At 46.2% G+C, this 14691-nt stretch carries 9 protein-coding genes; 5 read left to right on the forward strand and 4 right to left on the reverse strand.

Annotated elements, in window-relative coordinates; translation table 11 throughout:
* Positions 1-123 precede the first annotated feature (123 nt).
* Positions 124-1059 (forward strand): sugar phosphate isomerase/epimerase family protein, encoded by a 936-nt coding sequence (locus HQ865_RS13425; RefSeq protein ID WP_173415383.1) that lies wholly within the window; start codon positions 124-126, stop codon positions 1057-1059.
* Positions 1060-1098: 39 nt separating this feature from the next.
* Entirely contained in the window at positions 1099-2526 is a 1428-nt protein-coding gene (locus HQ865_RS13430; RefSeq protein ID WP_173415384.1) for a Gfo/Idh/MocA family oxidoreductase, read from the forward strand.
* 138 nt (positions 2527-2664) lie between these two features.
* Here HQ865_RS13430 and HQ865_RS13435 read toward each other — a convergent pair whose 3' ends face one another.
* Positions 2665-2838, reverse strand: coding sequence for a hypothetical protein (locus HQ865_RS13435; protein WP_173415385.1), 174 nt, complete (start codon positions 2836-2838; stop codon positions 2665-2667).
* A gap of 384 nt (positions 2839-3222) precedes the next feature.
* Here HQ865_RS13435 and HQ865_RS13440 point away from each other — a divergent pair, with 384 nt between their 5' ends.
* The 3 genes from HQ865_RS13440 to HQ865_RS13450 all read left to right on the forward strand — a co-directional run bounded on the left by HQ865_RS13440 (position 3223) and on the right by HQ865_RS13450 (position 9087).
* Positions 3223-3669 carry an AAA family ATPase gene (locus HQ865_RS13440; protein WP_173415386.1) on the forward strand — a complete coding sequence of 149 codons (447 nt, stop codon included), beginning with the start codon at positions 3223-3225 and terminating at the stop codon, positions 3667-3669.
* Complete coding sequence (locus HQ865_RS13445) at positions 3659-4435, forward strand: tRNA(His) guanylyltransferase Thg1 family protein (protein WP_173415387.1); 777 nt, start codon at positions 3659-3661, stop codon at positions 4433-4435. The genes HQ865_RS13440 and HQ865_RS13445 overlap by 11 nt, the downstream gene beginning before the upstream one ends.
* Before the next feature lie 284 nt (positions 4436-4719).
* Positions 4720-9087, forward strand: coding sequence for a hybrid sensor histidine kinase/response regulator transcription factor (locus HQ865_RS13450; RefSeq protein ID WP_173415388.1), 4368 nt, complete (start codon positions 4720-4722; stop codon positions 9085-9087).
* Positions 9088-9165: 78 nt separating this feature from the next.
* On the opposite strand, the gene HQ865_RS13455 is transcribed toward HQ865_RS13450, so the two are convergent.
* The 3 genes from HQ865_RS13455 to HQ865_RS13465 all read right to left on the reverse strand — a co-directional run bounded on the left by HQ865_RS13455 (position 9166) and on the right by HQ865_RS13465 (position 14679).
* Entirely contained in the window at positions 9166-11619 is a 2454-nt protein-coding gene (locus HQ865_RS13455; RefSeq protein ID WP_173415389.1) for an Ig-like domain-containing protein, read from the reverse strand.
* Between the two features lie 165 nt (positions 11620-11784).
* Positions 11785-12792, reverse strand: coding sequence for a hypothetical protein (locus tag HQ865_RS13460; RefSeq protein WP_173415390.1), 1008 nt, complete (start codon positions 12790-12792; stop codon positions 11785-11787).
* 12 nt (positions 12793-12804) lie between these two features.
* Complete coding sequence (locus HQ865_RS13465) at positions 12805-14679, reverse strand: RagB/SusD family nutrient uptake outer membrane protein (RefSeq protein WP_173415391.1); 1875 nt, start codon at positions 14677-14679, stop codon at positions 12805-12807.
* Positions 14680-14691: the final 12 nt, after the last annotated feature.

A 14691-nucleotide genomic window follows, 5' to 3' on the forward strand; every position in this document is an offset into this window, starting at 1 on the left:
TTGACCACAATTCATCTTTATTCGCTGTTGATTCAAATCAGTATTCCAAATAACGACATATTGATCTGAACCTCGTTTTTTCTGATTATAATTAGGTCACCATTTTAAAACCAAATTATACCTATGGATCATTTATCCCGCCGCCGGTTCATCAGTAACGGCGCAGTAGCAGCAGGTGCATTATTGCTATCGAACAAATTATTTGCAGCACGCAGCGTCGACAGGCCCGATAAGCCAAATTCGGTTGTTGGAGGCGTGCTGATAGGTGTGACCACCTATTCTTTCATCCGCATGAAGATCACTGCCGAAGATATGTTACAATACTGCCTGGATTGTAATTTAAGCGGCGTTGAGTTAAGGGGCGATGCCGCAGAATTTTCGGCAGGTGCACCAAAGCGGGCGGCCGGACAATCGGCAGACGACTATAATAAGGCATTGGCCGAATGGCGCGCCAGTGTGTCGATGGACAAGTTTAAAGCGATACGCAAGCTATATAATGATGCGGGTGTAACTATATATGCCTACAAACCGCTGGCCTTTGGTGTTAATAATACCGACGAGGAAATTAACTACGCGTTTAACGCGGCAAAAGCCCTTGGTGCAACGCATTGTAACTGCGAAATGCCTGCTACCGATGCACAAACCAAACGCATTGGCGATATAGCAACTCAACACAAAATGCGTGTAGGTTATCACGCCCACACCCAGGCTACACCTACGTTATGGGATACGGCCATGGCACAATCGGCGTATAACTGTATCAATCTGGATATTGGCCACTATGTTGCCGGTAACAATCCCAGCCCGGTAGATTTTATCTTAAAACATCATGACCGTATAACCAGCATGCATATTAAAGACCGTAAAGTTAATAACGGGCCAAATATGGAGTGGGGACAAGGTGATACGCCAATAAAGGAAGTACTGCTGCTGCTAAAAAATAAACATTACAAATTCCCGGCTACTATTGAACTGGAATATAAGATCCCTGCCGGGTCAGACGATGTTAAGGAAGTAGCTAAATGCCGCCAATATGCCGCAGCGATATTAAGTGCTTAACGTAAAATACTATTGTAGATAATTTTTTATCAAAGCTTTATGAAATTCAACAATTCCTCCCGCCGCGCATTTATCAGGCAAGGCGCATTGCTATCGGCTGCTACGGTAATAGCGCCAAAGTTACTTTTTGCAAGAGATAACGTAAAATTGGCAAAGCCGGGCGAACGGGTAAATATTGCCTGCATTGGTATCGGCAATCGCGGTGCCGAAGACATAGAAGCCCTGTATGCTACAGGCTTAGTTAATATCGTTGCGCTTTGCGATGTGGATATGGGTGCACCCCATACCTTAAAAATAATGGCCAAATTCCCTGAAGCTAAACGTTTCCAGGATTTCAGGCAGTTATTCGATAAAATGCATAATGAGTTTGAGGCGGTGTGTATCGGTGTGCCGGATTTTGCGCATTTCCCCATTACGATGATGGCCCTGGCAATGGGTAAACATGTGTATGTAGAAAAACCGATGGCACGCACCTTCAATGAAGTGGAATTGATGATGAAGGCCGCTAAAAAATATCCGAAATTAGCTACCCAAATGGGCAACCAGGGGCATTCTGAAGCGAATTATTTTCAGTTTAAGGCCTGGGTTGATGCAGGTATCATTAAAGATGTTACCGCCATAACCGCCCACATGAACTCGGCACGCCGCTGGCATGGCTGGGATCCTAAAATGTGCACCTTCCCGCCGCCAGAACCGATACCTTCAACACTTGACTGGGATGTATGGCAAATGACCACCCAGGGCCATAGCTATAATGTAAATTTTGTGAACGGACAATGGCGTTGCTGGTTCGACTTTGGTATGGGGGCCCTGGGCGACTGGGGTGCGCATATACTGGATACCGCCCATCAGTTCCTGAACCTGGGTTTGCCTTACGAAGTGACACCGTTAAAATTATCGGGCCATAACGACCTTTTTTATCCCATGGACACCACACTTTCGTTCAAATTCCCTGAAAGAGGCCACATGCCACCGGTAGAAGTAACATGGTATGATGGGGTAAATAATCGTCCGCCGCTTCCACCGGGATATGGCGTATCCACCCTCGATCCAAATATTCCGCCACCCAGCACCGGGGCTATCAAAAAGGAATCGTTAAATCCGGGTAAGATCATTTACAGTAAAACATTAACCTTTAAGGGAGGTACACATGGCAGTACGCTATCTATTATTCCTAAAGAGAAGGGATTAGAAATGGCTTCAAAACTACCTGTAGTACCGGTAAGCCCATCTAATCACCATAAAAACTTTTTGTTAGCCTGCAAAGGCGAGGAGCAAACACGCTCTCCGTTCGCTATTGCCGGGCCATTAAGCCAGGTTTTTTGCCTGGGCGTACTGGCGCAATGGCTGGGTACCAAAATAGAGTTCGACCGGGATAAAAAGATCATTACCAATGATAAACGGGCGAACGAGTTATTAATAGGGCCGCCGCCCCGCAAAGGCTGGGAACAATATTACAAGGTATAGTTCTCTCCGCATTAACAAAACTGCCTGCCTGCCGGGAGATGATGTAATTATCTATAGGGCCAGCGCTGTAACAAAAAGGGTCATGATTTGCATCATGACCCTTTTTACTAATGTAAGCACTTTCGCTTTATCACGCATTTACTTCAAAAAGAAAGACAACAAATCCTTTTGTACCTGCGGGGTGTTCTCCTGCACTACCCAGTGCCCTGAATCTTTAATAACCGACTCCTGCACATTGTTGGCTACCAGTTTGGTATGCGCGGCCAGGAAGGAACCGGCAAAATGATCGGAACCCATAGCCAATACCGGCATTGGCAGTTCTTTTTGGCAAATTCAACATTATCCTTTGCATCCCGGTTAAACTCTCCAAACCAGTGGAACGCGCCGGTACGATAAAAGCATCAGTCCCGAACTGGAGCGCACCATGTATAAACGCGCCGGCGCTGTGATAACCGAATTGAAAGGCAGCTACACTTTGTATATGTCGCAACCAAACGCGGTAGCGGTGGTTATTGAGGCAGCTGCAAATCACAAATAAAGGGTCGTCACAAAAACACCATCAATCTAATAGGAGTGATTGAAATTGATCAGGCATTCCCTGTGGAAATATTTTAAAACATCCCAGTACTTATAAAAAGAGGAAGAATCAGCGTTGACCCTTCCTCTTTTTTACTTACAAAGTATTATCTTAGAAAGATGGAAGCGGTAATATTTTGTGGCATTCAAGCTACAGGAAAAACTACTTTTTTTAAAGAGAAGTTTTTTAAAACACACATGCGTATTTCATTAGATCAATTGAACACAAGGAATAAAGAGTTCAAATTTGTTGAAACCTGCATTATGACCAATCACCCTTTCGTAATAGACAATACTAACCCCTCCCGGGCAGAAAGGGCAAAATATATAGCTATTGCAAAAACCAACAGGTTTAAGGTAACGGGATACTATTTTAGCTCTAAACTGGCCGATGCATTAGAGCGAAACAACCAGCGAACAGGCAAAGAAAAAATCCCTGAAATTGGTATAAAAGGCACTTTTAAAAAGCTACGCTTGCCATCTATTGATGAGGGTTTTGATGAACTGTATTACGTAACCGTTGAAAATAATATATTCACTGTAAAAGAATGGTCTGATGAAATTTGATGATCTGGATGTTAAAATGAGGGTCTATGAAACCTCGCAAGACCGTTGTGTTTTACCTGAAGTGTACATGACTGCCCGGATTGATGGGCGGGGCTTTACCCGGTTAACCAAAGAAGTGCATCAATTTAAAGCACCTTTTGACGAAAAATTTCGGGACCTGATGATTGAAACTGTAAAGCATTTAATGAGTTGCGGGTTTAATGTGATATATGGTTACACACAAAGCGATGAAATATCACTACTATTCCATCCCAGCGAAAATCTTTTTGGACGAAAGACCCGAAAATACATTTCTGTTTTAGCAGGCGAGGCCAGTGCTAAGTTTTCGGCCGGATTGGGGGATGTAGGGGCTTTCGACTGTCGTATTTCCGAGCTTCCAAACAAACGTTTAGTAGAAGATTATTTCAGATGGCGTAACGAGGATGCACACCGGAATGCCTTGAATGCACACTGTTACTGGCGTTTGAGGCAGGATAACTACACCGTTAACCAGGCTACTTCTAAAATTGAAGGGATGAGTATTGCAGCTAAGAATGAACTACTATTTCAATATGGCATCAATTTCAACGATATACCTACCTGGCAAAAGAGAGGGATAGGCATTTACTGGACAAGTGTAAAAAAGGAGGGTTTTAACCCTAAAACCAATGAGCATGTGCTGGTTGATAAAAGGGCTCTATATACTGATCTCGAGTTACCTATGCGCGAAGAATATAATAAGTTCATATGTGATCTGTTAGACAGGTACGAGACTGTTACTTTATAAGGTTAATAAATCCAACCGTCAATAATCCCCTTTCGTCGCTTTACCAGTCTGTTTACCAAAGCTAAACTTAGATTTGCGAGAATTAACTTAACATGTTTCGATATTAACTTTAATTTAATTGACAATCGTATACTTATATAAAAAACAGTCTAAAAGCATGTTAACCCTGTTAAACCCCGGTTACTGGCACAAGAGATAAACACATCATTTCTCCCTTTTTACTACATCAAACAAATAATATCATCTGCTGCGTATAAAAGATATATTTGTAAGATCAGTCAATAATGAAAAAAGGGGGACTTACTACATTTATACTACTGCTATGGCAAATCACATTTGCCCAAAGCGGTATATCTGCCGTACATTACGATACCGAAGACGGCCTGCCCCAAAAAACCGTAATGAATATTGTGCAGGATCGCCAGGGGTTCATGTGGTTCTCTACCTGGGATGGCATCTGCAAGTTTGACGGGGTTAATTTTTACACCTATAAAGTACGTAAAGAAGACAGCCCTAATATGCGCAGCGACCGTTTCGACGGCATGTGGCTTGATAAATTTGGGTATATCTGGGTAAACACCTACGAGGGCGAAATATATCGCTTTGATCCGCGTACCGAGCGTTTCCGGGGTCTCCGCTCAAGTAAAGAACTGGGGAAGCTTGATTTCATCACCCATGGCATCACCCGCAACCCATCCGGTAAAAGGTGGGTGCTTAATCCCAAACTCGGTTGTATCTGCTTCAGGGATACCGCGTTCCTGCCCGTACTCTTTAACAAAAGCAATCATCTTATCGGCAATAACCACGTCAACAAGGTTTTTGAGGATACCAGGGGCAATTCATGGCTGCTTACCGATGCCGGTATACACGTTTTTTCGCCCGGTCTTAAAAGCATCAACCAATATTATACCGGCAAAACAGGCACCGCACATGGTTTTTACAGCGCTATACAAATAGGCAACGATATACTATTAGGGTCGGATTCGGGTATGATGTATCGATACGCCATGGCCAGCGGACGCATGAGCACCCTCCCTACCTGCGGCGCCGCATCTATAAAATATATACAACCCATCAGCGCCGCTCAAACGTTCATCGCCGCTGCCGACGATCATTTTTTCATTTTCGATCATCAAACACAAAAGCTGCAAAGCTATAGCATCAGCGGCTTCCGGCCCGGGGCAAACGTACATATCAATTATTGCTACGCCGACCGCGCCGCCAATATTTGGATAAAAACCGACGAGGCCGGTATTTCGCGCTTTAGCATCCGCAGTAGGCAGTTTAAATATTACAATCCAAAGGTGCCGGCCGGGCCTAAGGACCCTACTACCCCCCGCTTTTATATTTGGGAAGATAAAAACAATCGATTGTGGATTCAACCGGGCGAAGCAGGACTACAGCTTTATGATCCTGCGATCGATGAACTAAAGTCATTCCGAGCACCAGCTTTCAGCAACCACGCGCAATCCGTTATTCTGCACTCGGGCTATTCCGACAGACAGGGTAATCTTTGGCTTAGCACCCGGTCAAACGGCATCAATAAGGTTTTATTTGGCGACGCGGGCCTGAAAACCCAAATTGTAGATCCGGATACCAGCGCCCTGCTCAACAATGATATCCGCAGCATAATGCAGGACCATCGGGGGCGTTTGTGGGTGGGTACCAAAGGCGGAAAAGTATTTGTGTACGATAGCGGTATCCATCAACAGGGCTATTTATGTACCGATGGGCGCATCGGCCATGGCCTGCCGGTTGACGGACGGGCCTATACCATAACCGAGGATGCATCACATCGTATTTGGATAGGCTGCAAGGGCAATGGCGTTTACAAATTGGTACCCAATGCCGATTCGGCATCGTTCCGTATCAGCCACTATCAAAATAGCAAGGCCGACCCTTACAGTTTAAGCGATGACCGGGTGTACAGCATTTTTGTTGATCAGAATCAGCGCGTATGGGTGGGCACTTATGGCGGCGGTTTAAATTTACTGGATGACAAAGCAGACGGCCGCTTTTTTAACTACCGGAACGATTTTAAAGACTACCCCATCGCCAGCGCTTACCGCATACGCTCCATTGCCGGCGACAATTATGGCAACCTGTATATTGGCACTCCCATGGGTCTGTTTGCCACCAGGCCAAACTACAGCGATCTGGCACATTTAAAGCTGGAACACTTTGAGCGCTCACCAACCGCCGGCAGCATTGGGGGTAATGATATTTACGATATCGCCACCACAAAAAAAGGAGAAACCTATATCTCCTGCTTTGGCGGCGGGTTAACTAAGGTGGCCAGTCGCCGTTCAAACGGCTTGCCATCAAGCTTTATCACTTATACTACCCAAAACGGGTTGCCATCTAACCTGGTACAACAGATTGAAGAAGACAATAAGGGCAAGTTGTGGTTATCGGCAGAGTCGTCCGTATCCCGGTTCGATCCAATTACAGGTACCTTTCAATCGTATTCGGATGTTCCCCGGCTGCTGCGTGGCGAGGTAATATCCGAGGGGGGCGCCGCCCATACCAACGGCGGGCATATTTTATTTGGCTGTAGCGCAGGTATTGTTATTATTGACCCATCGAAACTATCGCCGCTGCCTTTTACGCCTTATGTGGCTTTTACCGCTTTCCGCATAGCTAATAGGGACGTGCCGGTGAGCGACTCGACCGTTCTGCCTAAAAATGTAGATTATCTGCAACACATCAGACTTAACTACCGGCAAAATTTCATCAGTATAGAATTTGCCGCGCTTGATTTTAAGAATACGCAACAGCTTAACTACGCCTACCGCCTTGATGGCATTGATAACGGTTGGGTAAACACCAAACAAGGCGACGCCAGCTACAGCAACCTATCGCCGGGAACTTATGTGTTTCGCGTAAGATCGACCAATAGTTATGGCACCTGGGGCAATAACGAGCGCCGGCTTATGATAGAGATCGTCCCCGCCTTTTGGCAAACGGTGTGGGCCTGGATCTTATACCTCATTGCCGCTGCCTCGCTTACATTTTTTGGATTGCGATGGGTTTATCAGTACTTCAGGCTTAAGGACCGCCTGCAACTGGAACACGAACAGGCCGAGATGAAGGCCAATTTCTTCACCGAAATTTCGCACGAGATCCGCACTCCACTAACCATGATCGTATCGCCGGTTGAACATATGCTTGAAAAGGGCAAGTTTGAGCCTGCTGTAACCGAACACCTGAAGCTTATTCATAAAAACGCGGCACGGATGCTTCGCCTGGTAAACCAGGTGCTCGATCTGCGTAAAATGGAAAGCCAGCTACTAATTGTTTGCGAGGTTGAAGCCGGCGCGGTACTTAGCGATGTAGCCAGCGGATTTTTACCAATGGCCAATGTGAATAACATTACCCTTAAGATGGATGACCGCACGCAGGGCACGGGGGTTTGGCTGGATAAGGATGGATTTGAAAAGATCATTTATAACCTGGTGTCAAACGCGATAAAAAGCACCTCGGCGGGAGATACGATAACGGTTGAAAGTTATTTGGAGCAGGGCAAATTCGTGGTGCGCGTTGCCGACAGCGGGCGGGGTATGAGCGCGGAATTGCTGCAGAAACTGTTCAGCCGGTTTATATCATACAACCCCAATAAAAACCAACCCGGCACCGGCCTGGGGCTATCGATAGTTAAACAAATTGCCGACCGGCACCACGCCAATGTTAGTGTAGAAAGTTCGGAAAAGACGGGCAGTACATTTACCGTTGTTTTTGAACCCGGCACCGCTCATTTTAAAGATGACCCTAATGTTTTAATACTAAACCGGGACCCGCACGTATCTGCCCCCGATATTGCGCCATTAGTTAACGACGAGGCTGATGAGTCCATAGTAAAAGAACAAAACACGATTTTGGTGATAGAGGATGACGAAGACCTGCGCCGGTATATTACCGGCATTTTACGGACTGATTACAACGTTATTGAAGCCGGCAGCGGCAGCGAGGGAATGGATAAAGCACTAGCAGAGACTCCCGATTTTATATTAAGCGATATCATGATGCCGGGCACCGACGGCCTTAGTTTTTTAAAGCAACTGCGCGATAACACGGCTACCAGCCACATCCCCCTGATATTTTTAACCGCCCGTGCCGACCAGGAAACAGAACTAAAGGCTTATGATTTTGGCGCTGAAGCCTTTATGACCAAGCCCTTCAGCACACGTGTGCTGCAATCGCGCATTAAAACCATTATCGGGCAGCGCAGGCGTCTTTACCAGGGCATGGTGCCATTGCGGAATGGCAATGGCAATACAACAGCCGGAACTGCTACAACCGAAAAACCACCGAAGCTAACCCGCATCGATGAGCAGTTTATTAAAAAGATACGTAGTGAGATAGAAAAGCATATCGCCGAGAGTGAATATACCGTAGAAGAACTGATAGCCGCCTTACCCATGAGCCGCACGGTATTTGTAAAAAAGCTGAAGAGCATTACCGGTTACAGCCCTATTGAGTTTATGCGTTTTGTAAAAATACAATACGCCGCCAAGCTGCTGGGCACCAAAAATTATTCGATAAAGGAAGTATCAAACATGGTAGGCATTGCCGATACCAAATACTTCTCGCACCGGTTTAAGGAGATCATCGGGATGATGCCGAGTGAATACAAGGCGACGGTTAAGAATTAGAAGATTTAAGTAGATTCAGAGTCAAACAAAAAAGGTTATCCAGCTAAGGATAACCTTTTTTGTGATGTTATAAATACATTATTGCACCAGGATATTTATCTGCCGGGTAAAGGTGCTCTTATCGCCATCAGTTACGGTAAAGCTAAACGAAGCTAAGCCTGCTTTGGCCGGGGTGAATGATACCACGCCATTTTTAACAGCAACTTCGCCATTCACTACTTTATCAGTTTGGTAAACACATTTTTTAGTGTACCCGCGCGATAGGGTTTTCAGGTCGATGCTAAGCGGCTTACCTGCCTGCGCCTCAAAGTGTGTATTGGCCATCCAACCAAGGTAATCATCAAGGGCGGTGAAGCCGTCGTGGTCGGTATCTGCATTGGCATCGGAGAAATCTCCTTCGGCTGATTTGGGGTTGGTATTGTGCAGTTTTTCCCACCAGTCGGGCAGGCCGTCGTGGTCGGTATCAAAACTGGCATCGCGGTGTGTTTCGGGATAGTTTTCCCATCCGCCTACGTCCTGCTGGTTATCTGGCAAGCCAGCCTTACCGGTTTTGCTGCCCTTGTAAGTGTATGTTCCCTTTAAGGTTTCGTTAACAATACGGATATCATGATCATCAAAAGTTGGTTGATTACAGCCAACATCCGATAGCACATCCTTATAGGCGTCTTCGGCGCTTTGGGTGGTTACGTAAGGCTCGAAGAATGGCTTATCCAAATAGGTTTGATAGGAAACCTTGCCCGTTTCCTTGCGTCCATCGGCTTCATTGCTTAAATCAAAATGACCGGGCATTACGTTGCCGGCAAAATAATAACGTTGCATACCGCCGCCATAACCCTCGTGCTGGGCGTTAAGCGCCCAAAAGAATGTGGTAGAAGCGCCGGGCTTATAATAGTTGCCTACAAAGTTAACCTCGCGGGCGCCGCCATCGGTGGCGCGGTGGTCCCAGTTGTAAACTACGTTATTACGGATATCCATTTTGCCCAGATAGTTCCCATCGCCATCGGCACCACCGGCCAGGCTCCAGTTACGGCCGGCGCAATGTGCCAACAGGTTATGGTGAAAGCTGCCTACTTCGCCGCCTATACTTCCGGCAAAACCGTGCGCTTTGCCCACTTCGTAATGATCGTGCCCGGCTACGTTCAGCGCCTCGGCTATCATGGTGCGCTGCAAGGTAATATTATGCGCCCCGCGCGAACTGAAGCCCTCATCAATAGACCAACTGATGGAGCAATGGTCTACAATGCTGTTATCGGCACCCGTAAGGCCCATGCCATCATAAGTAGTGCCCGCGCCGATGCGTACGCGTAAAAAGCGCACCATATCGTCATCATTTACTATCCCTACTGGTGCGCCTGCAATACAGATACCCTTACCCGGCGCGGTTTGCCCGGCAATGGTTACATACTTTTCGTGCAGGGTAAGGCGCGATTTTAGTTTGATGATGCCCGATACCGCAAACACAATAGTCCGCGGACCGATATCCTTTGTTACCGCTTCGCGGAAACTGCCGGGGCCGTCATCGTTTAAATTGATAACCTCAACCACCTTACCGCCACGGCCACCACGGGCGAAGCGACCGTAGCCCTCAGCACCCACAAAAGCCAATTGCCGCGGGCGGAAGTACCAAACATTACCTTTACTTACCTTGCCATCGGCAGCAATTTCGTCCACGCGCCAGTAGTAGGTGAGCATGCTGTAGATGCCGGTGGCGTTATACCCGGTGGTTTTCACATTGCCTTTAAATAAGGGTGATGTGTGAGTGGCAGTAGCTACGGCGGTAGAATCCGTACCTAAATATACATCGTGTGCAGCGGCTTGCGGGGCAGCCGTCCATTTTAAACCAAGAGTGCCATTATCGGCATCGGCATGTTCATCGCCATTTTTTGGAAGTGGCAGACGGGCCATTTCCTTAATATTACCGGTATTTAGCTCAAATCCGTTGATCACAATGCCGTGATCGGCCGATGTAGCGGCGCTTTCAAACAGTATAACCACATCTTTACCAGCCTGTGCGCTTAAATGCAGGAAAGCCGTTTGACTATCTGAATTTTCGTGCACACGTTGTGTAGGCTGCAAGTTGCTCACCTGTTGCTGGCCATTCACCGAGATATTAATAGCACCAGGCTGAGTATTGCCACCCTTTAAACTGTTATGATAAGTAAGTAACGTATGCTCGCCGGCAGGTAATCCGCTGATGCGCATTTCTATTGCAGAACCCGCGCCGCCGTCCAGGATCAAACCGTCGCCGGCCAGGCGGGCATAGTATGGGGCCTGCACCGCTGTTTTATAATAGCCCGATGCCAGGCGGCCACTGCCACCTTTTTTGGTAAAGGTGATGGTGACACCCTTTAGCTTCATCATATCGCTATCGCCGGGTTTAACGGGCCAGGCGGCATAGCCTAATTCGTTCACTTCGGCACGCTGGCGGTCGGCGGTGTTAAGATCTACTTTTAGTACAGGAACTTGCGCCAATAATATCGCGGGACATAAAAGCCCGGCAACTAAGACGCCAAGGGAGAAATACGTTTTCATAGCGGTAGTATTTAAAGAATTATGCAAATTTAGTAATACCCGGAGGCGACAAAGTATTATTACTGTTACTTTGACAGTTTTTCTGAGCAAACAAAATTTCGGCCCGTCCTTAGTATTTAACATACGGAGCGGGCCGAAATTTTGGTTTACTGTAGCAGTAAGCCACTATTTTTTATAAGCGTACTTGATAAAGAAGTTGGCGTAATAACCATAGATATGATCGTACCCTATCTTATCTACATATATCGCGGCGTAACGGCCATCTGGCGTAAGCGCATAAAACGTAGAACCTGCTTTAATTTCGCAGCTGGTACCTGTAGGCTTTGCTGCTACGGCGGCTGTTATAATTTGCGTACCGGTTTTAAGCGTTACAAAGGTTGCCGAGTTTTGGGTGGTTAGCACAAACTTGGTATCGTGCTTTGTCCAGGTACTGAAGTCAAAACCGGTAAAGGGCAAAAAGGTGGTTGCCACAGTAGTTGGCGAGTAAGCGTAATAGTTATACGTAACCGTTACAACACCCGTAGTGGTGTTTTTTGATGTGGTTGTTTTTGCATAGATACCAAAGTCGATATTGGTCGCATTGGCTTTCGCATCGGCATAATTATAAGCCTTTACATCGTTTAATGAGTAGAAGCTTTTTGCGGCTGTGCGGGCAGTGTAGGTAGTGGTAGGCGGCGTAGTTAAAGTAGCGCCCGCGTCTACAACCGAACTGTCGCCCAGATCAACATGTTGCTCGGGATTAAAATCGAAGTTGTTGTTGATGTTAATGGTGAACACTTTATGACCGTCACCCATATACACGCCTACTTTATCGGTAGCATAAATGCGGTAGCTGGTTGGGCCAACCCTGTTATTAGCCACAAACTTATACACTTCAGAAAAACTGCGGCGCTGGGCATCTGTTAACACAACTTTGCGGATGGGCGTATTTGTGCCTACCTCCAATATCGATATGCCGTACATATCCTGGTCTGACGTGATCGTATAGTTAAACGATACGTTGTCGCCGTCGTTCACGGTTTTGGTGTCAACCACATCTTCGGGGTTGGAGTTATGCACATCGATGGTAACCCCCTCAAACATGTTGAAGATATTGGAACCCTCTTTTTTGCAGGCACCCAAAAACAAAGTTATTGCCGCGAGTACCGGTAAAATATATTTATATCTTTTCATTTTCAAATTCGTTTATTTAAGTGGATCAAAAGTTCCGTTATCCCACCCGAGGGTTTGATCGATCAGCGGTGATGATAGTAAAAAGCTGCTTGGCATACCATAGAAATAGCATTGCGCCGCGTTGATAGCGATAGCCTGGGTGTTGTTGCCGTACACAGCTGTACGTGCAAAATAATTATTATAAACTGTCGCATTGTTCATATCCAGTTTATCGCGGCCGCGTATACCGTTAGCGTCAACGGTTTCCAATTCAGATTTTTTAGTGGCTGTATTTGCCGGACTAATTACCTCGCCCATTACAAATAAATTGCCGCTTAATTCGTGAAACTTCCGTGTTCTTCTCAAATCCCAACCACGTTTACCTTCAAAAGCAAATTCAACCATCCGTTCGTTAGCAATCAGGTCGCGCATTTGGGCCTGGTTAGTAGCGAAGCCTAAACCATAATCATTTGCACCGGCGGTAATTTTTGCACGTACCCTTATTTGGCGCACCATATTTTTAGCACCGGTCAGATCACCGGTTTCGTTCAAACACTCCGCATAATTTAATATCACTTCGGCAAGGCGCAGCTCTATCCAGTCGAAACCATTACCGCCAATATCACCTGTTACAGCTACCAACGAAGCCGCCAGATCCGGAGCGCTGAAACGCTTGCAGTAAAACGGCTTGTTGCTGCCTTCTATTTCTGTAGTATATGTCCATTGTTTCCTGGTGGCAATACCGTTCAGTTTCCAGTTGCTGCCGTTATAGGCAATGGTTTGCGCAAAACGCGGATCGCGGTTCTTCCAATACATAAAGGCATCATAAGCTGTGCCAGCCTGCGCAATGGGCGTACCATCAGCCATTGTATACGCATCAAGCATGCGCTGTGAAGCTACATAGTAATCAGAACCTGAGCCACCGTTAAGTGCGCCAGCCGGGCGAACTTTGGCTTCAACGTTGTTGCCCCTTTTTGCCAGTGTGTTTGAGTACGATCTAACAATAATAGCTTCTGTATTAGCGGTACCCTCTGTTTGGAAAATGGTACTGTAATCGGTCATCAATTTGAAATTTTGAGCAACGCAGTAGTCATAAGCAGTTTTATTTGCGGCCAAGGCTGTTTGCCAGCGGGTTGCATCGTAAGTGTGTACACCATCATTAACCGGGTTAAACTGCGGGCTTGCCCAATAAAGCAATACTTTTGCTTTATAGCATAAAGCGGCAGCTTTGGTTAATTTACCACGTTCTGTTGCATCGGCCCAGGTAACACCGTCCAGTTTTACCGCAGCCGAGTCAAGATCGCTAATAATTTGATTAACACATACCTTAGCACTTGAACGGCCAACTAACTCTAAATTGGCAGGGTCTTGCGCCTTTGTTATTAATGGAACGCCACCGTATAACCTAACCAGGTCAAAATAAGCCATAGCCCTTAACATGTAATACTGCCCGATCAGTTTTCGCTGACTTAAGGCTGATAAGGTTGAAACAGGGATCTTGCCAATGGCTTCGTTACAACGTGCAATATCAAAATATTTGTTATCACCTTTATTGGTACCCTGGTATTTGCTGGCAATGATCTTCACATCGTTCGATGTCATTACACTTCCAATACCCATTATATTTTTCAAGGCATTATCTGTTGCCGAACCAATGTTCTCATCGCTGGCAAATTCCTGGAGGTAAGCCGCAATCTCATACGGGTAGTCGGGCATAATTATTTGATAAGTGCCATTTAAATGATACTGTATGGAACCCTCGTCGTTCCACAAAACAGCAGCATCCTCTGAACCGTGTGCAGGCAATTCAAAGTTCTTTTTACAGCCTGCAAGGGTCATTATTGCCAATGCGGCAAGCAAGCCAACGCGTTTGGCGGTTATTTTATATATGTTATTTTTTGCTTTCATGATGGTAATGTT

The sequence above is a fragment of the Mucilaginibacter mali genome (genome assembly GCF_013283875.1).
Taxonomy (GTDB): Bacteria; Bacteroidota; Bacteroidia; order Sphingobacteriales; family Sphingobacteriaceae; genus Mucilaginibacter; species Mucilaginibacter mali.

Coding starts and splice junctions, on each gene's coding strand:
- HQ865_RS13425 (WP_173415383.1), top strand. CDS start 124: ATGGATCATTTATCCCGCCGCCGGTTCATCAGTAACGGCGCAGTAGCA.
- HQ865_RS13445 (WP_173415387.1), top strand. CDS start 3,659: ATGAAATTTGATGATCTGGATGTTAAAATGAGGGTCTATGAAACCTCG.
- HQ865_RS13460 (WP_173415390.1), bottom strand. CDS start 12,792: ATGAAAAGATATAAATATATTTTACCGGTACTCGCGGCAATAACTTTG.
- HQ865_RS13440 (WP_173415386.1), top strand. CDS start 3,223: ATGGAAGCGGTAATATTTTGTGGCATTCAAGCTACAGGAAAAACTACT.
- HQ865_RS13455 (WP_173415389.1), bottom strand. CDS start 11,619: ATGAAAACGTATTTCTCCCTTGGCGTCTTAGTTGCCGGGCTTTTATGT.
- HQ865_RS13450 (WP_173415388.1), top strand. CDS start 4,720: ATGAAAAAAGGGGGACTTACTACATTTATACTACTGCTATGGCAAATC.
- HQ865_RS13435 (WP_173415385.1), bottom strand. CDS start 2,838: ATGCCGGTATTGGCTATGGGTTCCGATCATTTTGCCGGTTCCTTCCTG.
- HQ865_RS13465 (WP_173415391.1), bottom strand. CDS start 14,679: ATGAAAGCAAAAAATAACATATATAAAATAACCGCCAAACGCGTTGGC.
- HQ865_RS13430 (WP_173415384.1), top strand. CDS start 1,099: ATGAAATTCAACAATTCCTCCCGCCGCGCATTTATCAGGCAAGGCGCA.